25 protein-coding genes, 1 tRNA gene and 1 pseudogene are annotated in these 26,751 nt (G+C 57.0%); 20 read left to right on the top strand and 7 right to left on the bottom strand.

The genetic code is table 11. The features are described from left to right. Positions 1-29: 29 nt before the first annotated feature. On the bottom strand, positions 30-281 hold the full coding sequence (locus M3A44_12015) for a hypothetical protein (protein ID MEQ6342344.1): 252 nt from the start codon (positions 279-281) through the stop codon (positions 30-32). Between the two features lie 135 nt (positions 282-416). On the opposite strand from M3A44_12015, the gene grxC reads away from it, so the two are divergent. The 3 genes from grxC to proB are packed head-to-tail and all read left to right on the top strand — an operon-like array spanning position 417 to position 3,057. After that, a complete protein-coding gene (grxC, locus tag M3A44_12010) occupies positions 417-722 on the top strand; it encodes a glutaredoxin 3 (GenBank protein ID MEQ6342343.1) in 306 nt (101 codons plus the stop codon). After that, entirely contained in the window at positions 719-1,918 is a 1,200-nt protein-coding gene (purT, locus tag M3A44_12005; protein MEQ6342342.1) for a formate-dependent phosphoribosylglycinamide formyltransferase, read from the top strand. Before grxC ends, purT begins: the two co-directional genes overlap by 4 nt. Before the next feature lie 11 nt (positions 1,919-1,929). After that, entirely contained in the window at positions 1,930-3,057 is a 1,128-nt protein-coding gene (proB, locus tag M3A44_12000) for a glutamate 5-kinase (protein ID MEQ6342341.1), read from the top strand. Positions 3,058-3,147: 90 nt separating this feature from the next. On the opposite strand, the gene rpsT is transcribed toward proB, so the two are convergent. Beyond that, on the bottom strand, positions 3,148-3,414 hold the full coding sequence (rpsT, locus tag M3A44_11995) for a 30S ribosomal protein S20 (protein MEQ6342340.1): 267 nt from the start codon (positions 3,412-3,414) through the stop codon (positions 3,148-3,150). A 142-nt stretch (positions 3,415-3,556) separates the two neighbouring features. On the opposite strand from rpsT, the gene murJ reads away from it, so the two are divergent. The 5 genes from murJ (at position 3,557) to M3A44_11970 (ending at position 10,862) form a co-directional block, all read left to right on the top strand. Then, positions 3,557-5,092: a murein biosynthesis integral membrane protein MurJ gene (gene murJ, locus M3A44_11990; GenBank protein MEQ6342339.1), complete on the top strand. Its 1,536-nt coding sequence runs from the start codon at positions 3,557-3,559 to the stop codon at positions 5,090-5,092. Positions 5,093-5,163: 71 nt separating this feature from the next. Next, complete coding sequence (gene ribF / locus M3A44_11985; GenBank protein ID MEQ6342338.1) at positions 5,164-6,105, top strand: bifunctional riboflavin kinase/FAD synthetase; 942 nt, start codon at positions 5,164-5,166, stop codon at positions 6,103-6,105. 96 nt (positions 6,106-6,201) lie between these two features. After that, positions 6,202-9,081: an isoleucine--tRNA ligase gene (gene ileS, locus M3A44_11980; GenBank protein MEQ6342337.1), complete on the top strand. Its 2,880-nt coding sequence runs from the start codon at positions 6,202-6,204 to the stop codon at positions 9,079-9,081. After that, a complete protein-coding gene (gene lspA / locus M3A44_11975; protein MEQ6342336.1) occupies positions 9,081-9,557 on the top strand; it encodes a signal peptidase II in 477 nt (158 codons plus the stop codon). The genes ileS and lspA overlap by 1 nt, the downstream gene beginning before the upstream one ends. A 240-nt stretch (positions 9,558-9,797) precedes the next feature. Then, a complete protein-coding gene (locus M3A44_11970) occupies positions 9,798-10,862 on the top strand; it encodes a flagellar hook-length control protein FliK (GenBank protein MEQ6342335.1) in 1,065 nt (354 codons plus the stop codon). A gap of 162 nt (positions 10,863-11,024) precedes the next feature. On the opposite strand, the gene M3A44_11965 is transcribed toward M3A44_11970, so the two are convergent. The 5 genes from M3A44_11965 to M3A44_11945 form a co-directional block, all read right to left on the bottom strand. Further along, positions 11,025-11,963, bottom strand: coding sequence for a peptidoglycan DD-metalloendopeptidase family protein (locus M3A44_11965; GenBank protein MEQ6342334.1), 939 nt, complete (start codon positions 11,961-11,963; stop codon positions 11,025-11,027). Positions 11,964-12,026: 63 nt separating this feature from the next. Beyond that, positions 12,027-13,421 (bottom strand): exodeoxyribonuclease VII large subunit, encoded by a 1,395-nt coding sequence (gene xseA, locus M3A44_11960; GenBank protein MEQ6342333.1) that lies wholly within the window; start codon positions 13,419-13,421, stop codon positions 12,027-12,029. A gap of 255 nt (positions 13,422-13,676) precedes the next feature. Continuing rightward, positions 13,677-13,958 carry a DUF2892 domain-containing protein gene (locus M3A44_11955; protein MEQ6342332.1) on the bottom strand — a complete coding sequence of 94 codons (282 nt, stop codon included), beginning with the start codon at positions 13,956-13,958 and terminating at the stop codon, positions 13,677-13,679. 56 nt (positions 13,959-14,014) lie between these two features. Further along, complete coding sequence (locus tag M3A44_11950) at positions 14,015-14,296, bottom strand: DUF2892 domain-containing protein (GenBank protein ID MEQ6342331.1); 282 nt, start codon at positions 14,294-14,296, stop codon at positions 14,015-14,017. Positions 14,297-14,916: 620 nt separating this feature from the next. Beyond that, on the bottom strand, positions 14,917-15,183 hold the full coding sequence (locus tag M3A44_11945; protein ID MEQ6342330.1) for a DUF2892 domain-containing protein: 267 nt from the start codon (positions 15,181-15,183) through the stop codon (positions 14,917-14,919). Between the two features lie 647 nt (positions 15,184-15,830). Between M3A44_11945 and guaB the strand changes: the two genes are divergently transcribed. From guaB to M3A44_11885, 12 genes and pseudogenes are all read left to right on the top strand, one after another. Continuing rightward, positions 15,831-17,297, top strand: a complete 1,467-nt coding sequence (gene guaB, locus M3A44_11940) for an IMP dehydrogenase (GenBank protein MEQ6342329.1) — start codon at positions 15,831-15,833, stop codon at positions 17,295-17,297. Positions 17,298-17,472: 175 nt separating this feature from the next. Continuing rightward, the gene (gene guaA, locus M3A44_11935) at positions 17,473-19,047 is read left to right on the top strand and encodes a glutamine-hydrolyzing GMP synthase (protein ID MEQ6342328.1); all 1,575 of its coding nucleotides are present in this window, start codon (positions 17,473-17,475) and stop codon (positions 19,045-19,047) included. A 47-nt stretch (positions 19,048-19,094) separates the two neighbouring features. Continuing rightward, positions 19,095-19,628 carry a tRNA adenosine(34) deaminase TadA gene (gene tadA / locus M3A44_11930; protein MEQ6342327.1) on the top strand — a complete coding sequence of 178 codons (534 nt, stop codon included), beginning with the start codon at positions 19,095-19,097 and terminating at the stop codon, positions 19,626-19,628. A 57-nt stretch (positions 19,629-19,685) separates the two neighbouring features. Then, positions 19,686-19,776: transfer RNA gene (locus M3A44_11925), tRNA-Ser, on the top strand. Positions 19,777-19,795: 19 nt separating this feature from the next. Next, complete coding sequence (gene uvrY / locus M3A44_11920; GenBank protein MEQ6342326.1) at positions 19,796-20,431, top strand: UvrY/SirA/GacA family response regulator transcription factor; 636 nt, start codon at positions 19,796-19,798, stop codon at positions 20,429-20,431. Positions 20,432-20,497: 66 nt separating this feature from the next. Beyond that, a pseudogene (miaA, locus tag M3A44_11915) lies at positions 20,498-21,355 on the top strand (tRNA (adenosine(37)-N6)-dimethylallyltransferase MiaA). Positions 21,356-21,526: 171 nt separating this feature from the next. Then, complete coding sequence (hfq, locus tag M3A44_11910; protein ID MEQ6342325.1) at positions 21,527-21,778, top strand: RNA chaperone Hfq; 252 nt, start codon at positions 21,527-21,529, stop codon at positions 21,776-21,778. A gap of 42 nt (positions 21,779-21,820) precedes the next feature. Continuing rightward, positions 21,821-22,969, top strand: coding sequence for a GTPase HflX (hflX, locus tag M3A44_11905; GenBank protein MEQ6342324.1), 1,149 nt, complete (start codon positions 21,821-21,823; stop codon positions 22,967-22,969). Between the two features lie 62 nt (positions 22,970-23,031). Further along, the gene (gene hflK / locus M3A44_11900; GenBank protein ID MEQ6342323.1) at positions 23,032-24,261 is read left to right on the top strand and encodes an FtsH protease activity modulator HflK; all 1,230 of its coding nucleotides are present in this window, start codon (positions 23,032-23,034) and stop codon (positions 24,259-24,261) included. After that, positions 24,261-25,133, top strand: coding sequence for a protease modulator HflC (gene hflC / locus M3A44_11895; protein ID MEQ6342322.1), 873 nt, complete (start codon positions 24,261-24,263; stop codon positions 25,131-25,133). Before hflK ends, hflC begins: the two co-directional genes overlap by 1 nt. Positions 25,134-25,222: 89 nt before the next feature. Then, the gene (locus tag M3A44_11890; protein MEQ6342321.1) at positions 25,223-25,408 is read left to right on the top strand and encodes a DUF2065 domain-containing protein; all 186 of its coding nucleotides are present in this window, start codon (positions 25,223-25,225) and stop codon (positions 25,406-25,408) included. Between the two features lie 103 nt (positions 25,409-25,511). Beyond that, positions 25,512-26,714, top strand: coding sequence for an ATP phosphoribosyltransferase regulatory subunit (locus tag M3A44_11885; protein ID MEQ6342320.1), 1,203 nt, complete (start codon positions 25,512-25,514; stop codon positions 26,712-26,714). Positions 26,715-26,751: the final 37 nt, after the last annotated feature.

The raw sequence follows: 26,751 nt of genomic DNA, 5'->3' as shown, positions 1-26,751 counted from the left end.
TGAGTTTCGTTTGTGAATGGCAGCCGTTTTTATTCGTTCATCAATTCCGGCGACCAGCCTGCATCACGCGCCTTGCGGATCGCCTCGGTATGGATGCGTTCGTGGCGCTGGCGCATTTCTTCGGGTAGATGTTTTACGAGGTGGCCGTGGTGGTCCCATTCCTGGCAGACCTTGTCCATGATCATCTGAATCTGCGCCAAATTCCATCCTTCGCACGTTTCTGTTTCTGGGATAATGCCGAAAACCCAAGCGTCCTTGATGACGCCGCCGATGGTGGTCATACCGCCGAATTCATCGTTGGCTATACCGACGTAGATCTGGTCTTTTTTCACTAGGGTTTTCCTTTCAGGTGTTCTGATTCGCTGCTATTATACACCTGCTTGTTCATCAGATAGCCGAACGCCCTCGATATAAAGATGAAAGACTCGACCCAGAATCCAATCCGCGCGCATATTGAAATATACACCACGCTGATATGCCCCTATTGCGTGCGCGCCAAGGCGTTGCTCAAGCTGAAAGGCGCGGAATATTTCGAATACAACGTCGGTTTCGATGCGGAAGCCAGGGAGCGCATGCTTGATCGCGCTCAAGGGCAGCGCAGCGTGCCGCAGATTTTCATCAATGATCAGCATATCGGCGGGTTCGACGATATAAACGCACTGAACCGGCGCGGCGAACTCGATGCGTTGCTGGCTCAAGCTCCGATGGAGTCGAAAGCATGAAAATTGGCACCCCGTTATCCCCCGGCGCAACTCGCGTGATGCTGCTCGGTAGCGGTGAACTGGGCAAGGAAGTTATCATTGCCCTGCAGCGCCTGGGAGTGGAAGTGATCGCTGTGGATCGCTATCCCGATGCGCCGGGGCATCAGGTGGCGCATCGTGCGCATGTCATCAATATGGCTGACGGAGAGGCGTTGCGTGCCCTGGTGGAGCAGGAACGCCCGCACATCATCGTGCCTGAAATTGAGGCCATTGCCACCGACATGCTGGTACGGATCGAGGAAGAAGGTCTGGCGGAGGTTATTCCCACTGCGCGCGCCGCACAGCTCACCATGAATCGTGAAGGTATCCGCCGCCTGGCGGCGGAAACGCTGGAGCTGCTGACCTCGCGCTACGCCTTCGCTGAAAGCCTCACCGAATTGAAAATCGCTATCGATGGTGGCATCGGCTATCCGTGCATCGTCAAACCGGTGATGTCGTCCTCGGGCAAGGGGCAGTCTACCGTCAATGAACCTGAGGATGTCGCCACCGCCTGGGAGTATGCCATGAGCGGTGGGCGCGTGCATCGGGGCCGGGTCATCGTTGAAGAGATGATCGACTTTGACTTCGAGATCACCCTGCTCACCGTGCGGGCGCAGGGTGAATCTGGCGCGGTCGAGACTTATTTCTGCGAGCCCATTGGCCACGTGCAGGTCAAGGGTGATTACGTGGAAAGCTGGCAGCCACAGGCTATGAGCAGCGCGGCGCTGAAGCGCGCGCAACAGATCGCCAAAGCGGTTACCGATAATCTTGGTGGGCGTGGCATCTTTGGCGTGGAGCTGTTCGTGAAGGGGGATCAGGTCTGGTTCAGCGAGGTTAGCCCACGTCCACACGACACCGGCATGGTCACCATGATAAGCCAGACACAAAATGAATTTGAGTTGCATGCGCGCGCCATCCTGGGTTTGCCGGTGTCCACCGCATTGCGCGCTCCCGGCGCCAGCGCGGTGATCTACGGTGGCATGGAAGAGCAGGGCATTGCTTTTGAGGGCGTCGATGAAGCGCTGCGTGTGCCGCAGACCGATCTGCGCCTGTTCGGCAAACCCGAAGCATTCGCACGCCGCCGCATGGGCGTGGCACTGGCTAATGGTGCAACCACCGACGAGGCGCGCAACCGCGCCAAGCTGGCGGCGAGCAAGGTGCGGCCGGTTATTTCGTAGGGTGTTACTGCATGAACAATAGACAGCAAATCACCCAGGCGCGACGTTGGATCGTCAAGGTCGGTAGCTCACTGCTTACCAATAACGGGCGAGGTCTGGACGAAGGCCTGATCGGCGCCTGGGCAGCACAGATCGCCGCATTGCGTGCCAGCGGCATCGAGCTGGTGCTGGTCTCCTCTGGCGCAGTGGCCGAAGGCGTTAAGCGCCTGGGCTGGACGCGCCGCCCCAGCGCGCTGCACGAATTGCAGGCTGCGGCGGCGGTGGGGCAGATGGGGCTGGTGCAAACCTACGAGACCTGCTTCCAGCGCCACGGTATCCGCACCGCGCAGATCCTGCTCACCCACGACGACCTCGCCGACCGGCAACGTTACCTGAACGCGCGCAGCACCTTGCGCACCTTGCTCTCCCTGGGTGTGGTGCCGGTGGTCAACGAAAACGATACAGTGGCGGTGGAAGAAATCCGCTTCGGCGACAACGACACCCTCGGTGCATTGGTCACCAACCTGATCGAGGCCGACCTTCTGGTGTTGCTCACCGATCAGCCCGGCATGTACGAACGTGACCCGCGCAAAGATCCCGGCGCCCCCTTGATTAGCGAGGCCCTTGCCGGAGATCCGCAACTCGAACAAATGGCCGGTGCCGGTGGCGTGGGCAGCCTGGGACGCGGCGGCATGCTCACCAAGGTGCGCGCCGCCGCCCGCGCCGCGCGCTCCGGCGCTGCTACGGTCATCGCCTACGGGCGCGAGGCCAACATCTTGCAGCGCATTGCTGAAGGAGAAAAGGTCGGCACTTTGCTGTTGCCCGGCCAGGAGGCGCTGGCGGCACGCAAGCAGTGGCTGGCTGGACAATTGCAGGTTCGGGGACGATTGGTGCTGGATGCGGGCGCGGTGCGTGTGTTGCGTGAGGCTGGACGCAGTCTGCTTCCTGTCGGGGTAGTTGCTGTGGAAGGCAGTTTCGGGCGCGGTGACGTAGTGGCTTGTGTGGGTGAAGACGGCACAGAAGTGGCCCGTGGCCTAGTGAATTACAGCGCCGAGGATACACGTAAAATCATGCGCCAGCCGAGCGATAAAATTGAGGGATTGCTGGGTTACGTGGACGAGCCGGAGCTAATGCATAGAGATAATTTGGTGTTGACGTAATTGTTTAGCTCGGGAGATGTGATCCCCGGCTGGCAACAACATCAGGATTGAGGGGTGGGGCAACTCGGAGAGAGTTGCCCCAGGCAGAAATTAAGCCTGTAGCGCCCGGATATGCTGGTTCAAGCGGCTTTTGTGGCGGGCGGCCTTGTTCTTGCTCATGATGCCCTTGCGCGCCATGCGGTCGATGAGCGGGGTGGCGCTGGCATAGGCGCTTTGCGCCTGGGTCTTGTCACCCGACTCGATGGTGTTTACCACCTTCTTGATCGCGGAGCGTACGCTGGAGCGCATGCTGGTGTTGTGTTGACGATGTACTTCCGCCTGACGGGCGCGTTTTTTAGCTTGTGCAGTGTTGGCCAAGGTTGTGGACTCCTGAAATCCGGTAAATTCGTTAAGTCTGTTACTATGCTGGTTTTCCCATCTTTTGTCAATTCCGGCATGCGCATAGTAAGATAGATGCTATTGATTCCTCCGCGTATCCCCCGCCTTTGAGAATATTGTTATGGGTTTATTGAGATCCACCGCCACGGTCAGCGCAATGACCATGGTCTCGCGCGTGCTGGGTTTTGTGCGCGATATGGTGATTGCGCGGGTGTTCGGTGCGGGTGCGGGTGCGGATGCCTTTTTTGTGGCGTTCCGTATCCCTAACTTTTTGCGCCGTCTGTTTGCGGAAGGGTCGTTCTCTCAGGCCTTTGTGCCCGTGCTGTCCGAATACAAAACCCAGCGTAGCCACGACGAGGTGAAAAAACTGGCCGATGATGTGGCGGGTACGCTGGGGGCATTGCTGTTTCTGATTACGCTCGCCGGCATCATTGCTGCGCCGCTGCTGATCATGATCTTTGCGCCGGGTTTTCTGGACGAACCGCACAAGTATGATCTGACGGTGGAGATGTTGCGCATCACCTTTCCCTATATATTGTTCATCTCGTTGACCGCGTTTGCCGGGGGCATACTCAACAGCTACGGACGTTTTGTCGTGCCGGCCCTGACACCGGTTTTTTTGAACCTGGCGATGATCGGCACCGCGCTTTGGCTCGCGCCGCTTATGGATGAGCCGATAGTGGCGCTGGCGTGGGGCGTGTTCATTGCCGGCATCGTGCAGTTGTTGTTTCAGTTGCCCTTTTTGTATCGCCTGCGCCTGCTGCCACGCCCGCGCTGGGCATGGAAGCAGGAAGGGGTGCAGCGCGTCCTCACGCTGATGCTGCCCAGCCTGTTTGGCTCGTCGGTGGCGCAGGTCAGCTTGCTGATTGATACAGTCATTGCCTCATTTTTAGTGACAGGCAGCGTGTCGTGGCTCTACTACTCGGATCGCCTGGTGGAGTTTCCGCTGGGGGTGTTCGGCGTTGCGCTGGCCACTGTAATCCTGCCCAGCCTATCGCTTAAACATGCGCAGGCGTCAAGCGAGGGGTTCTCGCACACCATGGATTGGGGGTTGCGGTGGGTGATGCTAGTCGGCACACCAGCAATGGTCGGCTTGCTGGTGTTGGCGGGACCCTTGCTTATCTCGCTGTTCCAATATGGCAAGTATAGTGCGCATGACGTGGAGATGTCCTCGCGTAGTCTGATGGGGTATGGTCTGGGCGTGCTCGCCTTTATGCTCATCAAGGTGCTGGCGCCGGGCTTCTTCGCGCGGCAGGACACCCGCACCCCGGTGCGCATCGGCCTGATCGCACTGGGTCTCGGTTTGGCATTCAAGGCGGTGCTTGTATTGCCGCTGGCTCACGCGGGGCTTGCATTGTCCTCGACGCTGGCCGCCTATCTGAATGCGTGGCTGCTGTACCGCGCATTGCGGCGCGAAGGAGTCTACCGGCCCGAACCGGGGTGGTGGCGATTGATGCTGCAAGTAGGATTTGCCAACGCCGCAATGGCTGCCTTGTTGTGGTGGGGCGCGGCGGATTGGTCAGTGTGGATGGCCTGGAGCGGCTCGCAACGTATCATGTATCTTTTGCTTTTGGTGAGTGCAGGCGCAGCGGCCTATTTTGCCTGTTTGTGGGTGACAGGCGTGCGCTACCATCACTTTCGCCAGAAGGCCAAGTGAGGGTGTCAAGCGTGTATAATCTGAAACCCTGCCGCTATGTTTTCCGTGGCTAAAGTAGACATTTTAAATTCATGGAATTAATCCGCGGCCTTTGCAATCTTCGCCCCCGTCATCGCGGTTGTGTGGCGACGATTGGTAATTTTGACGGTGTGCATCTGGGGCACCAAGCGGTTTTGGGGCAACTGGCGGAAAAGGCGGCGGAGCTGGATCTGCCCTCGGTGGTGATCACCTTCGAGCCGTATCCACAGGAGTTTTTTGCGCAAAGCGCGGTGCCGCCACGCCTGACGCGATTCAGGGAAAAGATCCAGGCGTTGCGTCGCTTTTCAGTTGATCGTGTGCTGTGCCTGCCATTTAACCGCACACTCTCTGAAACAAACGCACAGGATTTTATCCGCCGTATTCTGGTGGAAGGGCTGGGAGTGCGTTATCTCGTGGTGGGTGATGATTTCCGTTTCGGCCACCAGCGCCAGGGTGATTTTGCCATGCTCAAGGAAGCGGGTGCGCGGTACGGTTTCCAAGTGGTGAACCGGCATACCTTCAGCATTGATGGCGCGCGCGTCAGCAGCACACGTATCCGCGAGGCGTTGGCCCATGGCGACCTGAATACCGCCGGGAAACTGCTCGGGCGGCCTTATCGCATGTGCGGGCGTGTGGCGCATGGTGACCAGCGGGGACGGACCATCGGTTTCCCCACCGCCAATATTTATCTGCATCGCAAGGCATCGCCAGTGCAAGGCGTGTTCGCGGTGGAGATGTTTGGACTCGATGCGGAACCTCTCCCCGGCGTGGCGAATGTCGGCACGCGGCCCACGGTGGACGGTACGCGTGCCCTGTTGGAGATACACCTGTTAGATTTCGCACAGGATATTTATGGTCGCTACGTGCAAGTGGATTTCCTGCACAAACTACGCGATGAGCAGAAGTTCGCCTCGCTGGATGAATTGAAGCGGCAGATAGAGTTCGATGCCGTGCAGGCGCGGGGCTTTTTCGACAATAAAATTGAATTGATTTGAAGTTTTGCCACAGGGGCATGGAGAACACAGAGGATTCTTTCATAGAACTTTGTGTTTCTGTGGCAATAAGAAACGACTTGCTAGAATGAGGTTGATGTGACTGATTACAAAGATACGCTAAATCTGCCCCAAACAGATTTCCCTATGAAGGCCAATCTCGCGGGCCGCGAGCCTGAAATGCTCAAGCGTTGGCAGGAGCTGGGCCTGTACCAAAAGCTGCGCGCGACGCGCGCCGGGCAGGAGAAGTTCGTGCTTCATGACGGCCCACCCTATGCCAACGGTGATATTCACATCGGTCATGCGGTGAACAAGGTGCTCAAGGACATTATCGTCAAGGCGCGCAGCATGAATGGCCTGGATGCGCCTTATGTGCCGGGCTGGGATTGCCATGGCTTGCCTATTGAGCTGATGGTGGAGAAAAAAATCGGCAAGGCGGGCGTCAAGGTCGATGCCAAAACCTTTCGTAAAGCGTGCCGCGATTATGCGCACAGCCAAGTAGCGCGGCAGAGCCAGGATTTTCAGCGCCTGGGCGTGATCGGCGACTGGGAACGTCCTTATCTGACGATGGATTTCAAAACCGAGGCGGACATCATCCGCGCCTTGGGCCGTATTATCAATAATGGTCATTTGCACAAGGGCGCAAAGCCTGTGCATTGGTGTACAGATTGCGGGTCGGCGCTGGCCGAGGCAGAGGTGGAATACGAAGACAAGACCTCGCCCGCCATCGACGTGCGCTTTGCGGTGCTCGATGAAGTGGCACTGGCAGCACGTTTGCAGCATGTCCCGGAACACGAAGGCCAAGGACCCGCCTCAGTAGTAATCTGGACCACCACGCCATGGACGCTGCCCGCTAATCAGGCGGTGGCGCTGCATCCCGATCTGGATTATGCGCTGGTGCAATGCACCACGGAACATGGCGCCGAGCGGCTATTGCTCGCTGAAGGCTTGCTCAAAAATGCAATGGCGCGTTACGGCATCGAGGATTATCACGTCATCGCCTATGGCCGTGGCGCGGATCTGGAAGGGTTGAAACTGGCGCATCCGTTCTATGATCGCGAGGTACCGGTGATCCTCGGTGAGCATGTCACGCTTGAGGCGGGCACCGGTGCGGTGCATACCGCCCCAGCGCATGGTCAGGAAGATTATGTGGCAGGCGCGCGCTACGGCCTGCCGGTGGACAATCCGGTGGATGCGGGCGGTAAGTTTCTGCCGGGTGTCGAATTGTTCGCGGGCGAGCATGTGCTGAAGGCAAACGATCATGTGCTCGAAGTGCTCAAGGCCAAAGGCGCACTGCTGCATGGCGAGTCGATCCGCCACAGCTATCCGCATTGCTGGCGGCACAAAACACCGATCATCTTCCGCGCCACGCCGCAGTGGTTTATCCGCATGGACGCGGTGTATCCTGGCGCCGTAGGGAGCGAGCGCCAGGACATCAATATGGAGCAGCGCGGCTTGCGTGAACAGGCGCTCGCAGCTATTCGCGATGTTAAATGGATTCCCGGCTGGGGTCAGGCGCGCATCGAGGGCATGGTGAACAACCGCCCCGACTGGTGCATCTCGCGGCAGCGTACCTGGGGCGTGCCGATTGCACTGTTTGTGCATAAAGAGAGCGGCGCGCTGCATCCGCGCACGGCAGAGTTGATAGAGGAAGTGGCGCAGCTTGTCGAAGCGGGTGGCATCGACGCCTGGTTCGAGCTTGACCCGACTGAACTACTGGGCGTTGAGGCCGGTGATTATGACAAGGTGAGCGATACGCTGGATGTCTGGTTCGACTCCGGCGTGACGCATGCCGCCGTGCTGGAACAACGCGGCGAGCTGCAATTCCCGGCGGATATGTATCTGGAAGGTTCCGATCAACATCGTGGCTGGTTCCAGTCGTCGCTGCTGACCTCGGTGGCGATGCGCGGCATTGCGCCTTACAAATCGGTGTTGACGCACGGCTTCACTGTGGACGCGCAGGGCATGAAAATGTCCAAATCCAAGGGCAATGTCGTCGCGCCGCAGCAGGTGATAAGCACGCTGGGCGCGGACATCCTGCGCCTGTGGGTGGCCGCCACCGATTACAGTGCGGAGATGAGCGTATCCGACGAGATTTTGAAACGCATTGCCGATGCCTATCGCCGTATACGCAATACCGCGCGTTTCATGCTGTCCAATTTAAACGGCTTTGATCCGGAAAAACACCTGGTTGCCACTGACAAAATGCTGTCTCTGGACGCGTGGGCAGTTGAGCGCACGCGGCAGTTACAAGAAGAGGTGTGCGCTGCTTATGAACGATGCGAATTTCATTTTATTTACCACGCAGTTCACAATTTCTGTACTGTGGAGATGGGTGGTTTTTATCTGGACATCATCAAAGACCGTCAGTATACCACCCAGGCCGACAGCCACGCGCGCCGTTCCGCGCAAACAGCGATGTATCACATCCTTGAAGCTATGGCGCGTTGGCTGGCGCCGGTTTTGAGTTTTACCGCAGAAGAGATTTGGCAACACATGCCTGGACAGCGCAGCGATTCTGTATTGCTGGAGACATGGTACGCATTGCCGTCGTGCATCACCGCCAATGAAGTGAACTGGCCTCACGTCATTGAGCTGCGTCGGCAGGTTCAGACGGTGTTGGAAGGAAAGCGCGTGGCGCGTGAAATCGGTTCTTCGCTGGATGCAGAGGTGGATCTGTATTGCGATGAAAAGTTGAAGGAAGAACTTTTAAAATTGGAGGATGAGTTGCGTTTTGTACTGATTACTTCCTATGCGCGAGTCCATCCGGTAGAAAAACATGTTGACGTGGCCGGTGCAGTGAGGGCGTCATCCTCAGAAGGCGAATTGCTGATGAAAGTTGCGCCATCAACGCATACCAAGTGCATCCGCTGCTGGCATCATCGCGAGGACGTAGGAAGCCACCCGGAACACCCGGAAATCTGCGGGCGCTGCGTCGAAAACGTCGCAGGCAACGGCGAGCAGAGGCGGTACGCGTGATGCTGAAATGGCTATGGGTGTCGCTGGTCGTGATCGTACTCGATCAGGCGACCAAGTTTCTCGCCAGCGGCACGCTGATTTTGCACGATCCGGTGGCGGTGCTGCCGTTTTTCAATCTCACCCTGATGCACAACACCGGCGCAGCATTTAGCTTCCTGCACGATGCCTCCGGCTGGCAGCGCTGGTTCTTCACTGCGCTGGCGGCCATTGTCAGCGTGGTGCTGGTAGTGTGGCTGCGCCGTCTTCAGCCCCAGGAAAAGTGGATGGCTGCCGCCCTTGCGCTGGTGCTGGGTGGCGCTGTGGGCAATCTCATTGACCGTGTTATGTATGGCTACGTTGTCGATTTCATTCAGTTATATTATGAAGACTGGTACTACCCGGCCTTTAACATTGCCGACGCGGCTATCACTGTGGGCGCAGTGATGCTGGTGATTGATACGCTACGCAGCAAGGAAAAGCAGGGTAGACTGAGCTGATCCCATTTTTAAATCCGTAGGGTGCGTCCCACGCACCAATGATTGTGGTGCGTGGGACGCACCCTACATAACCAAGAGGTTGTGAAAAACCACTATATCTACCGCAGTGGAATATTTTTATAGCCTCTGAGGGCCGCTCCCTCCCCACATCTCGCCGCTGGTCTTGCCTTTTGTCTCCCCAATACCTCTTTGGCGCACAAGTTGCATTGTCTCGGACATCAACATAGCCAATGAGGGAAGATGATGTCTGACATGCTGACAACGCCACAGCCAACCAATGGCCGTGGGCCGGCGCTGAATACCGGGAACCCTGCCGCCAAAAGCGCGGACACAGGGGAAAAAAGTGTTTTTTATGATGCGCTTGCGGCGCTGCTAGGGTTGGGCGAGGCGCCGGGTTCGGCTGCGGCTGTTTCCCAGTCTTCCATAGATTCGCCACCTCAGGAGCCGTCAACGGACGGCAATTCCTTGCCATCGGCGGCCGGTATTGGATTGCCGCTTGTTGTGCCAGCTTCCGTGCCTGTTTCCTTGGTGCCAGGTGGAGGGACGCTCCCTGCCGCAAGTGATGCTCCCCTAGCACCCTCACCTGATGCGCTTGCCGGAAAGCTGACGACGCTTATACCGGCGGCAGGGAATCAGCCCTTGCTATCACCGCTTTCTCAAGCTGGAGCTTCCGCGTTTGTAATACCATCCGCTGCATTGCCCGCAGCGCTTCCAGCGACGATGGATATGGCTGCCGGATTGTTGCAGGGAGCGGTGGCGGATAAAGCTGACGCGCGTGATGTGGCGTTACCACTGGCTGGCGTAACCGGTTATGCGGCGGCACCTTTGTCTAGCCTCCAGGCAAGCTCATCCGCCCCGGCGCCAATCAGCACTGCCATAACTCTCCCCGTCGGCGCCGATGGCTGGGGCCAGGAGCTGGGAAGCCGCGTCCAATGGTTGGCTCATAATAATGTGCAGGCAGCGGAGTTGAGAATTAATCCTCCCCATCTGGGGCCCATCGAAATACGTATCAAGGTCGACGGGGATCAAACCAGCGTGTCGTTCAGTTCGCAGCATGTAGTGACGCGCGACGCCCTTGAAGCCGCCATCCCGCGGTTACGCGACATGCTCGGCGATAACGGCCTTAACCTGGCAAATGTTAATGTCTCATCCCAGTCCTTTTCCGATCAGCGCGGGCAGCAGGCCGGTTCTCACGATGTCTATCGTGCGTCCCTAAGCGAATCTTCGGAGGCGGTGCTAGACGATTCCTCATCAGCCAATCTCAGCAGGGATATAGCTATTGGATTGGTGGATTATTACGCCTAAATGAGCGCTCAGAGATTAGTCCTACTGTGTCACAAAGTGATCAAGGGATGCAGTGCAAGGCAAAATCGGGCGAAAAAGCGCAGTTTACACGTGGTAAATGAGCATTTTGAGCCCGATTTTAACACCGCAATGCGCCCTTCAGCACTTTGTGACACAGTAGGATTAGCGGCCCGGCAAAAAAAGCGCCGGGTCGACGCGGGTGTTGTTGAGGCTCACGCTCCAGTGCAGGTGCGGGCCGGTGGCACGCCCTGTCATTCCCACCGCGCCGATGATCGCGCCGCGTGCTAATCGCTGGCCGGGCTGGACGGTGATGCTGCTCAGGTGGCAATACATGGTGACGAGGCCTTGGCCATGGTCGATGAATACGGTGTTGCCATTGAAGAAATAATCGCCGGTGGCGATCACCATTCCGTCCGACGGGGTGCGCACCGGCGTGCCGCTGGGGGCGGCGATGTCCAGGCCGCTATGCGGGTTGCGCGGCTGGCCGTTGAAGAAACGCCGTAGGCCAAAGGGACTGGATAAATCGCCCTGCGCCGGCCGAAGGAAGTCCAGTGATATATCGCGCTGCTCGCTCCACTGAGCGAATGCCGCTTTGATCTGTTCCGCTTCTTTTTCGATGCGTTTCAGATCCTCTGGTGGCGGTTCAACCTTGCGCTGGTCTTTGAGGGTGATGTGCTGGGCGGCATACTCCTTGCCGCGCACAGTAAATTCTATGGTTTCTTTTATGCCTGTCACGGGCTGCACGTCCAGCCTGTATTCGCCGGGTGTGGTGTCCAGGGGTATGCCAACGATAGCGGCCCAGCCCGTTTCATTCGGGGTAATGAGTACCCGTTGTCCATTGAAGTAGGCGACGGGGGGTGTCGGTTTGTTGTCCTGTGCTATGCGCGCCCACCAATCCTTTTCAGGGACGGGAGTTACTGGCAGAGAAATAATGGCGACACCGCCCGGCACGGGTTCGGTGCGGGGCAGGGTGTTGGCGGCCAGCAAAGTTGTGGAAAAGGCCAGCATGAGCAGCAGCGCAAGTGCCCGCGATATTAACCCAGATTGTCCCACGGCGAAATAGAGCGTACAGCGCCGTTCGTGGTGAGCTTGTCGAATCATGAACGGCCCTTCGACAGGCTCAGGGCGAACGGTTTTGGGGCTAATGGATAATCTGTGATTAGCTTAATCATCAAGCACCTTTTCGACACTACAAATCAAACGCCCACGCGCGAGGCGTGCCTCTACCTTATCGCCCGGCGCCGCGTCGGCTGCGGCGCGCAACACGGTGCGTTGCGGCAGGCGGCTGACGATGGCGTAGCCGCGGCCTAGTGTGGCCAGCGGGCTGACAGTGTCCAATGCGCGGCTCCTGGAGATTAATCGCTGATGGCTTCTTTCCAGCGTGAGTTGCAGGGCGCCGTGCAGGCGTTGCTCAAGGTTTGCATGGTGAATCTGGAGCTGCGTCAGCCGGTGCAGTGGGGTGTGGCGATGCAGGCGTGCGGAGATTTCGGCCAAAGATGCATGTTTGTGCCGAAAAACAACACGCTGTGCATGGTTCAGGCGTTGTTCCAGTTCGTCGAGCCGTTGAGTCTGATGGCGTAAGCGGCTTCCGGGATGCTGCTGTTGCAGGCGCCGCTCCATCCAGTCCAGCGTCTGGCGCTTGCGGTCCAGCTTGTCGTGGATGCGCGTTTCAAGACGCTGTTGTTGACGGACGAACTGCTGCAGCCATTCGCTTTGATCGGGGCTGGCCAGCTCGGCGGCGGCGGAGGGTGTGGCGGCGCGCTGATCGGCCACGAAGTCGGCAATGGTAACGTCGATTTCATGGCCGATACCGGTGACGACCGGTAACTCGCAGGCATGGATGGCGCGCGCCACTATCTCTTCATTGAATGCCCATAAATCTTCCAGTGAGCCACCGCCGCGCGCCACAATCAACACATCACAGTCCTTGCGCCGTGACGCGGTGCGTATCGCTAGTGCAATCTGTGCCGCTGAACCTGTTCCTTGCACCGGTACAGGATAGACAATCACCGGAATGGCAGGAAAACGCCGTTTTAACACGGTGAGTATGTCGCGGACCGCCGCGCCGGTGGGGGAGGTTACGACGCCGATGCAGTGGGGCAGGGCGGGGAGTGGTTTCTTGCGCTCGGCATCGAACAGACCCTCGGCGGCCAGGCGCTGCTTGAGCATGTCGAACGCACGACGCAGCGCGCCATCCCCCGCCTCTTCTATGTGTTCAACAATGAGCTGGAATTCGCCGCGGCCTTCATACAGGCTGACCTGCGCGCGCGCCAGTACCTGCATGCCGTTTTCCGGCGTAAAGCCCAGGCGCAGGTTGCGCTGACGGAACATGGCGCAGCGCACCGCCGCAGCCTCATCTTTGAGGGTAAAGTAGAGGTGGCCGGAGGAGGGCTTGGCCAGATTGGATATCTCCCCTTCCACCCAGATTAACGGGAAGCTTCCTTCCAGCACTGAGCGCGCGGCGTGATTGAGTTGCGACACGCTGTAGACTTCGCGCTGAGGGAGATCTTTCCGAGGATCATCAAAGAGTTCTTGCATGGCATGAATGATACCATTCATGGTCGGCGTTTTGCGGGTTGTCCGCAGAAAGGGAGATAAGGGTAGGAGCGGCTGCTCGTGGCCCCGCGCAAAAAGGCGGGAGGGGGTGCCAGTATGTAACGGGTCCCCGAGGTTACCTGCCACTCCTACAAACTGTAGCTGCTAAATTTGAAACTCTAAATCAATAGTGGTGCGTGGGACACACCCTGCATATGATTAGTCGTGGCCTCAGCCGTCCATGGCGACCCACGATGCATCCTTGCTCACTCAGGCCAATCAGGCGCCGAAAGTTTGTGGTGTCTTTATTCCCATGGCCGATGAACCGGCCATCTCACCTAAGTTATTAAGGACCTTCTGTGCCGATTGAACCAGATAGCCAATAGGATCCCACTCCATGATCGCCGTCAGGACGAAATAGGCCCCGATCATTGGGAAGACGGTGGCGCACAATGTCGACGTTGGATCTGCCAACGCCATGCCCAATAAGGCCATTCCGACAATTGTCCTAAAGCCCTTGTCGGCGCCACTTATGTTCGCTGTCATTTCAAAATACTTCATTACATGTACCTCCATTTGATAGGGACTTCCTCGCATCCTTGTCCGCTCAGGCGTAATCAGGCGCTGAAAGCTTGTGGTGTCCTTATTCCCTTGGCCGATGAACCTGCCATCTCACCTAAGTGATTAAGGACGTTTTGTATTGACTGAACCAGATAGCCAATAGGATCCCATTCCATGATCGCCGTCAGAACAAAATAGGCCCCGATCATTGGGAAGACTGTGGCGTACAATGCCGACGTTGGATGTGCCAACGCCATGCCTAGCAAGGCCATTCCGGCTATCGCTCTAAAGCCCTTGTCGGCGCCACTTATGTTCGCTGTCATTTCAAAATACTTCATTACATGTACCTCCATTTGGTAGGGACTTCCTCATGCCATCCAGGAGAGAGGGGCCGGATGGCATGAGTTAGTCTGTCAGTGTTTTGTTGCACCACGATTAAAAAACAGTATCTGTTCCGTGGACTGCTCGCCGTTTCCGACTTAATTGGGAATTTATTCCCAATTAAGTCGGATGTCAAGCCTCTTGCCGGAAATTTTTCACTTGATGGCAACAAAAGGAGGGGTGGTGGGCAAGTTCAGCGATAAGAAGGTGGTGGATTTCTGATGCCGGGCACGAGGAAACAGTTTTTCACAAAAGACAACGTGCATGTCATGACCGGTGAGGGTGGATATGCGTTTTGCGGGTTATTTGCGGAAATTGAAATAAAAGGGTAGGAGCGGCTGCTCGTGGCCCCGTGCCAAAAGGCGGGAGGGGGTGCCAGTATGTAACGGGTCCCCGAGGTTACCTGCCACTCCTGCAAACTGTTGCTGCTAAATTTGAAACATTAAATTGACAGTGGAGCAGTAATGCGTCCCGCGCACAAATGGTTGTGGTGCGTGGAACGCACCCTACATGTGTTTAGTCGTGGCCTCAGCCATCCATGGCGGCCCACGGTGCATCCTTGCCCACGCACCTGCCATCAGGCGCTGAGAGCTTGTCGTGACATTAACCCCATGGCCGGCGAGCTGACCATCTCACCCAGGTGGTTAATGACCTTCTGTGCTGACTGAACCAGATAGCCAATAGGATCCCATTCCATGATCGCCGTCAGGACGAAATAGGCCCCGATCACTGGAAACACGGTGGCGTACAATGTGGATGTTGGGTGTGCCAACGCCACGCCTAGCAAGGTCATTCCGACAATCGTTCTAAAGCCCTTGTCGGCGCCACCTATGTTCGCTGTCATTTCAAAATCCTTCATTCCATATACCTCCATTTAATGGGGACTAACTCATGCCATCCAGGAGAGAGGTGCCGGATAGCATGAGTTAGTCTGTCAGTGTTTTGTTACGCCGTGATTAAAAAGCACTGGGTTACGGTGTAAAAAAGCAACTGGGTTGCTGCACGCAATATCACGCAGACATCGTGCCATATTTTTCTTTCCGGGGTTACTAAAATTAACATTATGAAAAATATAACAAAAAATTATGATGTTGATGGGTTAGCCGGTATGCGCAAGCAAGATATTGCACATTTATAAGGCGGCAAGAGCAAGGTAAGGCACCCGTATGTCGCAGTAATAAGCGCGCGGAAGGCGCTAATCAGGCCAAAATCCCCAAAGAATCTGCACGAACGTCCCTGAATGGGGACATCCCATAGCTTGCTATTATTTATCTATTTGATTTTATTGTATTTCGTATGTCTTCATATCACTACGCGCAAGCATGCTTGGAGTTGCTGGGATCAGGCAGGTGTATGATTGCATTTAAGATATCCCGGCAGTTCGGTGCAGGACGCACGGCAATCCCATATTTTTTATGCTATTTACCTGGTCAAGGATAAAATTTATACTTATCAGTTAATTCTTTTCCCAATTAAGGCGGAACCCTCCCCATGCGCGTCCTCCAGGAAGCCCTTACCTTTGATGATGTTCTGCTGGTGCCGGATCACTCCACGGTGTTGCCCAAACAGGTAAGCCTGGAAACCCAGCTTACCCGTGGAATCAAGTTGAATATTCCCTTGCTATCGGCCGCCATGGATACCGTGACTGAGGCGCGGCTGGCGATTACGTTGGCGCAGGAAGGCGGTATCGGGATTGTCCACAAGAACATGAGCACCGAAGAGCAGGCGGAGCAGGTGCGCATCGTCAAAAAGTTTGAGAGCGGCGTCATCAAAGATCCTATCTCTGTTTCGCCGAATACCAGTATTCGCGATGTGCTGGCTTTGACGCGCGCCCATAATATTTCGGGTGTGCCGGTGGTGGATGGGGAAGATCTGGTCGGTATCGTAACCAATCGGGATCTGCGCTTTGAGACGGAGAGTCGTTACGGCAACCCTGTCTCCACCATCATGACACCCAAGGAGCGCCTGGTCACCGTGCGCGAAGGCGCCGGGCGTGATGAGGTGGTGGCGCTATTGCACAAGCACCGCATCGAAAAAATCCTGGTGGTGAACGACAGGTTTCAATTGCGCGGGATGATCACCGTGAAGGACATTCAGAAGGCCAAGGAAAAGCCTAATGCATGCAAGGACCATCTGGAGCGCTTGCGTGTCGGAGCGGCTGTGGGTACGGGTGAGGGCACTGATGAGCGCGTTGCCGCGCTGGTGGCCGCCGGTGTCGATGTCATTGTCGTTGATACCGCGCACGGCCACTCACAGGGCGTGCTGGACCGGGTGCGCTGGGTGAAGCGCAATTTTCCGGAGATACAGCTTATTGGCGGCAATATCGCTACCGCCGAAGCAGCGCTGGCACTGGTGGACGCAGGCGCCGATGCCGTGAAGGTCGGTATCGGTCCGGGATCAATCTGCACCACACGCATCGTCACCGGTGTGGGCGTGCCGCAGATTACGGCGATTAACAACGTCGCCAACGCCTTGCAGGGCATGGGTGTGCCGGTCATCGCCGATGGCGGTATCCGTTATTCGGGCGATCTTGCCAAGGCCATCGCTGCGGGCGCCTCTTCGGTGATGATCGGCAGCATGTTCGCTGGCACCGAGGAATCCCCCGGCGATGTCGAGCTTTACCAGGGCCGTTCCTACAAGTCATACCGTGGCATGGGTTCGATAGGCGCCATGCAGCAGGGCTCCAGCGACCGCTATTTTCAGGAACTGACTGCTGAGGCCGAGAAACTGGTGCCGGAAGGCATTGAGGGCCGCGTGCCCTATAAAGGCAGCATGGTGGCCATCGTGCATCAGTTGATGGGCGGGGTGCGCGCCAGCATGGGCTATACCGGATGCAAAGATATCGTGGAGATGCGCACCAAGCCAAAATTCGTGCGCGTCACCAGCGCCGGTATGCGTGAAAGCCATGTGCATGACGTGACGATCACCCGCGAAGCGCCGAATTATCGGATTGACTGATCTGTATTAACAAATCCGCAGATACAAGCCACAGAGTTCACAGAGAACACAGAGGTGGTGCGGGTTCTCGTCCCCGTGAAGGGTGCAATGCCGCATTGTCTCCTTCATGGGGAAATCGTTTTTTCTCTGTGAACTCTGTGTTCTCTGTGATTAATAAATTAAAACGGGCACAACATTGACTAATATCCACGACCACCGCATCCTGATCCTCGACTTTGGTTCCCAGTACACCCAGCTCATCGCGCGCCGGGTGCGCGAGGCGGGAGTCTATTGCGAGCTGCATCCCTACGACATGGATGAGGTAGCGATTCGCGCCTTCAAGCCGCGTGGTGTCATCCTCTCCGGCGGGCCGGAATCGGTCACGCTCGAATCAACGCCGCGCGCCCCGCAAGTGGTGTTTGAGCTGGGCGTGCCGGTGCTTGGCATCTGCTATGGCATGCAGACCATGGCCGCGCAATTGGGCGGCGCCGTAGAGTCCTCCACGCACCGCGAATTCGGCTATGCCCAGGTGCGCGCGCGTGGACATTCACGGCTATTGCGCGACATCGAGGACCACACCACCCCCGAAGGCTACGGCATACTCGATGTTTGGATGAGCCACGGCGACCGTGTCGCCCGTCTGCCGGAAGGTTTCAAGATGATTGCCAGCACCGAAGCTGCGCCCATGGCGGGCATGGCCGATGAGACGCGCGGTTTCTACGGTCTGCAATTTCATCCCGAGGTGACCCACACCCGTCAGGGCGCACGTATCCTGCAACGCTTTGTGCTCGACATCTGCGGCTGCGCGGCATTGTGGACCATGGGAAATATCGTCAGCGACAGCATTCGTCTGGTTCATGAGCGAGTCGGGAACGATGAAGTGCTGCTGGCGCTGTCCGGCGGTGTGGATTCCTCTGTGGTGGCGGCGCTGCTGCATAAAGCGTTGGGTGATCGGCTGACCTGCGTATTTGTCGATAACGGCCTGCTGCGTCTGAATGAAGGCGACCAGGTGATGGCGACCTTTGCCCGGCACATGGGCATCAAGGTGATCCGCGTCAATGCCGAGCAGCGTTTTATGGATGCCCTCAAAGGCGAGGCCGACCCGGAAAAGAAGCGCAAGATCATCGGCAATCTGTTCGTCGAGATTTTCGAGGAAGAGGCCGCCAAACTCACCAATGTGCAATGGCTGGCGCAGGGTACTATCTATCCTGATGTCATCGAATCCGCCGGAGCCAAAACCGGCAAGGCGCACGTCATCAAGACTCACCATAACGTTGGCGGTCTGCCTGCGGACATGCGGCTCAAGCTGATCGAGCCGCTACGCGAGCTATTCAAGGACGAAGTGCGCCGCCTCGGTGTTGAGCTTGGCCTGCCTTTCGACATGGTCTATCGCCATCCCTTCCCCGGGCCGGGCCTGGGCGTGCGCATCCTCGGCGAGGTGAAAAAAGAATACGCCGATCTGCTGCGCCGCGCCGACGCCATCTTCATCGAAGAGCTGCGTAAAAACGATCTGTATAACAAGGTCAGTCAAGCCTTCGCCGTGTTCTTGCCGGTGAAGTCCGTGGGTGTTATGGGCGATGGGCGGCGCTATGATTATGTTGTAGCGCTACGCGCCGTCGAAACTGTCGACTTCATGACCGCGCACTGGGCGCATCTGCCCTATGATGTGCTGGGAATTATCTCCAACCGCATTATCAATGAAGTGCCTGGAATCTCACGCATCACCTACGACATCTCCGGCAAGCCCCCGGCGACCATTGAATGGGAGTGACGAAGTAGCGGGAGAAGCACGTGATACTCGAAACGGATGTCAAATGGATGCGCCACGCCTTATCCCTCGCCGAACGCGCGGCTACAGAGGGTGAGGTGCCGGTGGGCGCGGTGCTGGTAAAGAATGGTCAGGTTATCGGAGAAGGCTGGAACCGGCCAATTACGGAGTACGACCCTACTGCTCACGCCGAGATTATGGCGTTGCGGGCGGGGGGTAAACTGCTTGAGAACTACCGTCTGCTAGACACCACGCTCTATGTGACCCTGGAGCCCTGCGCCATGTGCGCCGGAGCCATCATTCATGCGCGCGTAAGCCGGGTGGTATACGGCGCGGCCGATCCCAAGGGCGGAGCGGCGGGCAGCGTATTTAATATTCTTTGTTCAGATCGCCTCAACCATCGGGTAACCTGCGAAGGCGGGCTGCTCGCCGAGCCGTGCGGCGCAATGCTAAGCAGCTTCTTCTCGGCGCGGCGCAAGGCGCAGCGGCCTGATGGAGTTGTTTTCGTCGCCGCGGATGAAAATCTTGCTGATCCCCGTGATCCCCGTGATCCCCGTGAAGGTGACAATGAGGGAGCAATGTGAAAACCAAGATTGCTAGTTGTTCTGAAGCCGGAAAACGCGTATTCTAGCGCTCTCTTTGGAGAGGTACCGAAGCGGTCATAACGGCGCCGACTCGAAATCGGATGGGGGTGCGAGCCCCACGTGGGTTCGAATCCCACCCTCTCCGCCAGATATACTCAGGGTCGAGCATGATTCAGGTGGTCTTGGTTGATGACCATGCGCTGGTGCGCAGTGGCATAAAGCGCATGCTCGCGGACGTTCCGGGCATTGACGTGATTGCCGAGGTTGGCAGCGGCGAAGAGGCGGTCCTCCTGGTCAGGCAATGTAAGCCCGATGTCGTGCTCATGGATGTGAATATGCCTGGCATCGGCGGGCTAGGGGCGACGCGCAAGTTGCTGCAGATCGATCCCACCATAAAGATCATTGTCGTCACAGTCCATGATAGTGAGCCTTTCCCTAACCACTTTATGCAGGCCGGCGCCGCCGGTTATCTGACCAAAGACTGCGGCATCGACGAAATCGTGCGCGCCATAGAGACGGTATACAAAGGAGGCCGCTACATTGCCCCTGCTATCGCTCAGAGTCTGGCGCTGAGCCTGTTGCCGGGCGCGGCTGAGTCGCCTTTTGACAAGCTGTCGTCACGCGAGATGCAGGTGATGCTAATGGTGGCGAAGGGGATCAAAGTGCCGGATATCTCGGACAAGCTTTGCCTTAGCCCCAAGACTGTCAACACCTACCGTTATCGCCTGTTCGAGAAGCTGGGTGTGCAGGGCGACGTCGAATTGACGCATCTTGCGATGCGTTATCGAATGATTGAGGATTGAGCCATCGCCTTTTTTGCAGCTCCATGCTGCTCTCGATAATAATCCCCGTCCGCTGTGATTCAATCCATGCCCAAGGATGCACTCCCGCCCGCCATTTTTCTCATGGGGCCGACCGCCGCAGGCAAGACTGATCTTGCCCTGGGGCTGGTCCGCCATCTGCCGTGCGACATCATCAGCGTCGATTCTGCGCTTGTCTATCGCGGCATGGATATCGGTACCGCCAAGCCGGGGCCAGACGTGTTGGCGACTGCGCCGCACCGCCTGATTGATATTCGCGACCCCTCTGAGACGTATTCGGCTGCGCAATTCCGTGATGATGCCCTGCGGGAGATGGCGCAGATTACCCAGGCGGGCCGGATTCCCCTGTTGGTGGGTGGGACAATGCTGTATTTCCGGGCTTTGCAGCAGGGGTTGACGGACATGCCGTCCGCAGACAGTGCGGTGCGCGCACGCCTGGAAGCCGAGGCGGGCGACTTGGGATGGGCTGCGCTTCATGCCCGGCTGGCGCAGGTGGATCCTGTCGCAGCGCAACGGATACACCCCAACGATCCACAGCGCATTCAGCGCGCCCTGGAAGTGTATGAATTGAGTGGGGTGCCGATGAGTGAGTTATATGCGCAACATGCCGCCGTGCGACTGCCTTATCGCATATTGAAGCTGGTGGTGTCGCCAGCGGATCGCGCCGTGTTGCATCGGCGCATTGGGGTGCGATTTCATGCTATGTTGGAGGCTGGATTCGTGGACGAGGTCATAAGGTTGCGCAGTCGCGGTGACCTGCATGTGGATCTTCCCTCGATACGTGCCGTGGGTTACCGGCAGGTGTGGAGCTATCTTGAGGGGGATATGGCATACTCGGAAATGGTCGAGCGTGCCATCATAGCCACGCGCCAGTTCGCCAAGCGGCAGATGACCTGGCTGCGTAGTACGCCGGATGCGGTATGGTTTGACGGCGGGCAAAATATTTTTGATGAGGTGTTGCAATATCTTGCTGGCGCCTTGATCATAAAGCGTTGATGGTGGGCTATGTTATACTCTGCCTGAATGCACGGCTTGAAAAACCGTTTGGACTACACAACAAAAAAAGGAGACACTCACATGACTAAAGGGCAAGGTATACAAGACCCTTTCCTGAATGCACTACGCAAAGAGCGGGTGCCCGTTTCCATCTATCTGGTGAACGGAATCAAGTTGCAAGGGCAGATCGAATCGTTTGACCAGTTCGCTGTGTTGCTGAAAAACACAGTCAGCCAGATGGTCTATAAGCACGCCATTTCCACTGTTGTACCGGCGCGCAATGTCAAGTATGCGGGTGCTGGCGAGGCAGTAGCAGAGAGTGATGAAGAGTAACAGCCTGCGCCCCGGTGAATGGAGTTGTTCGCCGGAGTGAGTTTGCCCGAACACTCACGGAAAGCGGAGCGCGCGATCCTCGTCAATGTGGATTTTCGCGCGGCAGGGATCCGCGAAGAGCTCGATGAGTTTCGTGAGCTTGCGCGTTCTGCGGGGGTCGAACCCGTTGCTGTTATTAGCGGCAGCCGTCAGACTCCCGACCCCAAGTATTTTGTGGGCAGCGGCAAGGCTGAGGAGATTCGCGCCTGCGTCGAAAGCATGAAGGCCGACGTGGTGCTCATCAATCACGCCATTTCGCCAGGCCAGGAGCGTAATCTGGAGCGCTTGCTACAATGCCGGGTGCTGGACCGCGTTGGCCTGATCCTGGATATTTTTGCGCAACGCGCCCATTCGTTCGAGGGAAAGTTACAGGTCGAGCTGGCGCAGTTGCGCCATTTGTCCACGCGACTGGTGCGCGGCTGGACGCACTTGGAGCGGCAGAAGGGCGGTATTGGCCTGCGCGGCCCAGGTGAGACACAGCTCGAGACCGACCGGCGGCTCGTTGCGGAAAGGATCAAGCAGCTCAACAAGCGCCTCGAAAAGGTGGGCGGGCAGCGCGACGGACGCAGAAAAGCCAGGCGCAAGGCGGCTATCAAGACGGTATCCCTGGTGGGTTATACCAACGCAGGCAAATCGACGCTGTTCAACCGCTTGACGGGTTCCACGGTTTATGCGGCGGATCAGTTGTTCGCTACGCTGGACCCTACCTTGCGGCGTGTCAAACTGCCCGGCGCTGATCCTGTCATTTTGGCCGACACGGTAGGATTTATCCGCCATCTGCCCCATAATCTGGTAGCGGCGTTCCGTTCCACGCTGGAAGAGACCAGTGAGGCGGCTCTGTTATTGCATGTTATCGATGCGCATAATGACAAGCGTCATGAATGCATCGAGCAGGTGAACGAGGTGCTCAAGGAAATCGGAGCTGACTCCATTCCGTGCATTGAGATCTACAACAAGATTGATATGCTTGAAAGTTGTGCCCCACATGTCGATTATGATGCCGAAGGCCGGGTGCAGCGGGTCTGGTTATCCGCCGCGACGGGCGCAGGGCTGGACATGTTGCGGCAGGTATTGTCGAACTATTCATGGGACGATGGTCAAAAGCAAGAGCGCGCGGAAGCCGCTGATACAGAATGTCCGGAATGCGCATAAATTGCAGATTTTTGTAACTGTAAGATGTACCTTTAATAAAAATATTATGGAGTATCTATCTGATGGCCTGGAATGAACCGGGTGGTTCCCGCGATAACGACCCTTGGGGTAACCGCGGTGGCAATCGTGGCAATAAACAGTCTCCACCTGATCTTGACGAGATGATTCGCAAGGTGCAGCAAAAACTTGGCGGCTTGTTTGGCGGCAAGGGTGGTGGTCGACCCGAAGGCCCCAAAGGGCCGGGGACTGCGCCCGCCAAGATTGTTGGCATAATTGCAGGTGTTGCGGTAGTCGTATGGGTAGCTACGGGTATTTATATCGTTGATGAAGGAACGCGGGGCGTTGTGACGCGCTTTGGTCAATATGTCGACACCACCTTGCCCGGTCCGCATTGGCATATCCCGGCCCCCATTGAGACGGTGCAAGTTGTCAATGTCGAGCAGATCCGTACTGTAGAAATCGGCTATCGCTCCGGTGGTGGAGGCGGGGGCGCCCAGGCCGGTTCGGTATCGAACGAGGCCCTGATGTTGACCAAAGATGAAAACATCATCAATGTCAAATTTGCCGTGCAATATAAGGTCAAGGATGCGCGCGATTATTTGTTTAATACCCGTGATCCCGATGCTGCCCTGCGCCAAGCGACGGAAAGCGCAGTACGTGATGTCGTGGGCAAAAACAACATGGATTTCGTACTCAAAGAGGGGCGTAGCGAGATTGGCGCCCGCGCTATCGAGCTGATTCAGAAAACGCTGGATCGCTATGGCGCCGGTTTGTTAGTCAGCAGCCTCAACATGCAGGATGCCCAGCCTCCGGAGGAGGTGCAGAGCGCCTTTCTGGATGCGGTTAAATCGCGTGAAGATGAGCAGCGGCTGATCAACGAGGCCGAGGCCTATGCCAATGACGTGATCCCCAAGGCGCGCGGCGGCGCGGCTCGCCAGATAGAAGAGGCGAATGGCTATAAAGCCCAGGTGGTGGCACAGGCAAAAGGTGAGGCCAGCCGTTTTGAGCAGGTGTTGACGGAGTATCAAAAGGCACCCAAAGTGATGCGTGACCGTCTCTATATCGAAGCCATGGAGTCTGTGCTGTCAAAGAGCAGCAAGGTGATGGTGGATGTGAAAGGCGGTAACAATCTTCTGTATCTACCGTTGGATCGCATGACCCAGCGGCAGGCCGGTGGCGCCGCTTCCGGCAGTTCGGCCATTGAGCCGGCGCAGATACCGGACGGCTCGTCGGTGATCCCTTCGGATGCCGGTCGCGCGCGTGACAATGTACGTGCACGGGAGCAACGTTAATGGACCAGAAAAAAATATTTGGCTTGATTGGCCTGATCGGCGCCGTGCTGATAATAGGCTCGATGTCGGTGTTTACTGTGGGTGAACAGCAGCGCGCCGTACTGTTTCGTCTTGGTGAGGTGGTGGATTCCGACTTTGCACCGGGGCTGCATTTTAAATTCCCTTTTATCAATAATGTCCGCAAGTTTGATGCGCGCATTCTTACCCTGGAAGCGGCGCCTGAGCGCTATCTGACGGCGGAAAAGAAGAATGTGATCGTTGATTCTTTCGTCAAATGGAAGATCAGCGATGTGGCTCGCTATTACACCACCATGGGTGGCGATGAAGAGCGTGCCAACGTGCGTCTGGCCCAGCTTATCAAAAATGGCCTGCGTGATGAATTCGGCAAGCGCACCATTCAGGAAGTGATATCGGGTGAGCGTGAGCAGATCATGGCGATTCTGACTGCCAATTCCAACAAGCAAGCCAAGGAGTTCGGCATAAGTGTTGTCGACGTGCGCATCAAGCGCATTGATTTGCCGGAAGAGGTCAGTAGCTCGGTGTTTCAGCGCATGGTGGCGGAACGTTCACGAGTAGCCAAGGACCTGCGTTCGCGAGGTGCTGAAGCGGCAGAGCGCATCCGCGCTGATGCAGATCGCCAGCGCGCCGTGATCGTTGCCGAGGCCTATCGCGAGGCGGAGCGCACACGTGGTGAAGGCGACGCCCAGGCGTCCGATATTTATGCCCAGGCATTCAAAAAGAACCCTGAGTTCTATGCTTTCTACCGCAGTATTAATGCCTACAAAGCGACGTTTAAAGACCAGAACGATATGGTTGTCCTTGATCCTGGTTCGGAGTTCTTCAAGTATTTCAAGAGCTCGAACCCCAAGTAATTTTTGTGCAGGATAAACAAGCAAGGGGGGTGTGTGGCGAATAAAAACCGTCGCCACCCCTTTTGTGTGGTCTCGGCCGGGGAGGGTTAATGTGGCAAGATTTCCTGGCAGCGGTCGCGTTGGTGCTGGTACTTGAAGGTGTCATGCCGTTTCTCAATCCCCAGGGTATGCGCCGGACCATGCTGCTTATCACGCAGATGGATGACCGCTCGTTGCGTATCGCGGGCTTAGTCAGTATGGTGCTGGGTGTTATCGTGCTGAGTCTGGTTCGCTAGCTGGATTTTTGGTATTCTTATGCCTGCTTCTCCTGTGCTCCTTCTTGAAAATACCATGCCCATCCATTCCGCTGTCTGTATTTTTGGCCAGATTTGACTCCCAATGATTGATCGTTCCTTTTCAGAGAAAGACCGCTGGCTGTTGCCCGAGGGCATAGAGGAAGTTCTGCCGCAGCAGGCCGAACACCTTGAAAGATTGCGCCGGGATTTGCTCGATTTGTTCCATGGCTGGGGTTACGAGCTGGTTATCCCGCCACTGATCGAATATCTCGAATCGCTGTTGATCGGCACCGGCGATGATCTCGATGTGCAGACCTTCAAGCTTATCGACCAGTTGACGGGCCGTCTGATGGGTGTGCGTGCCGATATGACGCCACAGGTGGCGCGCATTGATGCCCATCGCCTCAAGCGCGAAGCGCCCACCCGCCTGTGTTACATCGACACGGTACTGCGCACCTATCCGTCCGGCTTTACCCGCAGCCGCAGCCCGTTGCAAATCGGCGCCGAACTCTATGGTCACGCCGGTATCGAGAGCGATGTCGAAGTGCTGCACCTAATGGTGGAGATGCTTTCTGCAACTGGCATCAAGCAGGCGCATATCGATCTTGGCCACGTCGGCATCTTCCGCGCCCTGACGCATGATGCCGGGCTTGAGCGCGAGCAGGAAATGGCCCTGTTTAACGCCTTGCAACGCAAGGCCAAACCTGAAATAGAGGAATTGCTGGCGCAGCTTGCGATGAGTCCGGAGCAGCGCCGGAGATTGACCTGCCTGGTAGATCTGAATGGTGGTGAAGAGGTGCTGGCTGAGGCGAGCGTTGCGCTCAGCGCCGCCGGTGATAGGGTGCTGGCCGCACTGGATAACCTGCGGCAAATCGCCGCCCTGGCGCGTCGTCGTATGCCCTCCACCCCGCTGCATTTTGATCTTGCCGAGCTGCGTGGTTATCACTATCAGACAGGTCTGGTATATGCGGCGTTTGTACCGGGCCATGGTCAGGAGATTGCGCGCGGCGGACGTTATGACGACATCGGCAAGGTCTTCGGACGTGCCCGTCCAGCCACGGGATTTAGCGCCGACCTTAACACCCTGATTTCCCTGAGCGCCGTCACGCCTTACCAGGTGCGCGCGATTCTGGCGCCCGACGATAATGCTGACGATCAGAGCCTGCAAGCGCTGGTGCGCGAGCTTCGTCAACGCGGTGAACGGGTTATCCATGCCTTGCCAGGCGCTGGAGGTGATATCCGCGAGATGGGCTGTGACCGTATTCTGGAGCGGCGCGAGGGCAAATGGACGGTTGTTTCTTTGTAATGGCTTGTATCAATACCTGCAAAAATTAAGTCGAGAA

Source organism: Gammaproteobacteria bacterium (assembly GCA_040183005.1).
Classification (GTDB): domain Bacteria; phylum Pseudomonadota; class Gammaproteobacteria.
This window is presented reverse-complemented; position numbering and strand designations above follow the sequence as displayed.

Bases quoted from the DNA above. Each gene is read 5' to 3' on its own strand.
- M3A44_11945 (MEQ6342330.1), bottom strand. From the start codon at position 15,183: ATGACAGCGAACATAGGTGGCGCCGACAAGGGCTTTAGAACGATTGTC.
- hflC (MEQ6342322.1), top strand. From the start codon at position 24,261: ATGGACCAGAAAAAAATATTTGGCTTGATTGGCCTGATCGGCGCCGTG.
- purT (MEQ6342342.1), top strand. From the start codon at position 719: ATGAAAATTGGCACCCCGTTATCCCCCGGCGCAACTCGCGTGATGCTG.
- uvrY (MEQ6342326.1), top strand. From the start codon at position 19,796: ATGATTCAGGTGGTCTTGGTTGATGACCATGCGCTGGTGCGCAGTGGC.
- M3A44_11950 (MEQ6342331.1), bottom strand. From the start codon at position 14,296: ATGAAGTATTTTGAAATGACAGCGAACATAAGTGGCGCCGACAAGGGC.
- M3A44_11890 (MEQ6342321.1), top strand. From the start codon at position 25,223: ATGTGGCAAGATTTCCTGGCAGCGGTCGCGTTGGTGCTGGTACTTGAA.
- lspA (MEQ6342336.1), top strand. From the start codon at position 9,081: ATGCTGAAATGGCTATGGGTGTCGCTGGTCGTGATCGTACTCGATCAG.
- murJ (MEQ6342339.1), top strand. From the start codon at position 3,557: ATGGGTTTATTGAGATCCACCGCCACGGTCAGCGCAATGACCATGGTC.
- xseA (MEQ6342333.1), bottom strand. From the start codon at position 13,421: ATGAATGGTATCATTCATGCCATGCAAGAACTCTTTGATGATCCTCGG.
- hfq (MEQ6342325.1), top strand. From the start codon at position 21,527: ATGACTAAAGGGCAAGGTATACAAGACCCTTTCCTGAATGCACTACGC.
- grxC (MEQ6342343.1), top strand. From the start codon at position 417: ATGAAAGACTCGACCCAGAATCCAATCCGCGCGCATATTGAAATATAC.
- hflK (MEQ6342323.1), top strand. From the start codon at position 23,032: ATGGCCTGGAATGAACCGGGTGGTTCCCGCGATAACGACCCTTGGGGT.
- M3A44_11955 (MEQ6342332.1), bottom strand. From the start codon at position 13,958: ATGAAGTATTTTGAAATGACAGCGAACATAAGTGGCGCCGACAAGGGC.
- M3A44_12015 (MEQ6342344.1), bottom strand. From the start codon at position 281: ATGACCACCATCGGCGGCGTCATCAAGGACGCTTGGGTTTTCGGCATT.
- ribF (MEQ6342338.1), top strand. From the start codon at position 5,164: ATGGAATTAATCCGCGGCCTTTGCAATCTTCGCCCCCGTCATCGCGGT.
- M3A44_11885 (MEQ6342320.1), top strand. From the start codon at position 25,512: ATGATTGATCGTTCCTTTTCAGAGAAAGACCGCTGGCTGTTGCCCGAG.
- M3A44_11965 (MEQ6342334.1), bottom strand. From the start codon at position 11,963: ATGATTCGACAAGCTCACCACGAACGGCGCTGTACGCTCTATTTCGCC.
- M3A44_11970 (MEQ6342335.1), top strand. From the start codon at position 9,798: ATGATGTCTGACATGCTGACAACGCCACAGCCAACCAATGGCCGTGGG.
- guaB (MEQ6342329.1), top strand. From the start codon at position 15,831: ATGCGCGTCCTCCAGGAAGCCCTTACCTTTGATGATGTTCTGCTGGTG.
- proB (MEQ6342341.1), top strand. From the start codon at position 1,930: ATGAACAATAGACAGCAAATCACCCAGGCGCGACGTTGGATCGTCAAG.
- tadA (MEQ6342327.1), top strand. From the start codon at position 19,095: ATGCGCCACGCCTTATCCCTCGCCGAACGCGCGGCTACAGAGGGTGAG.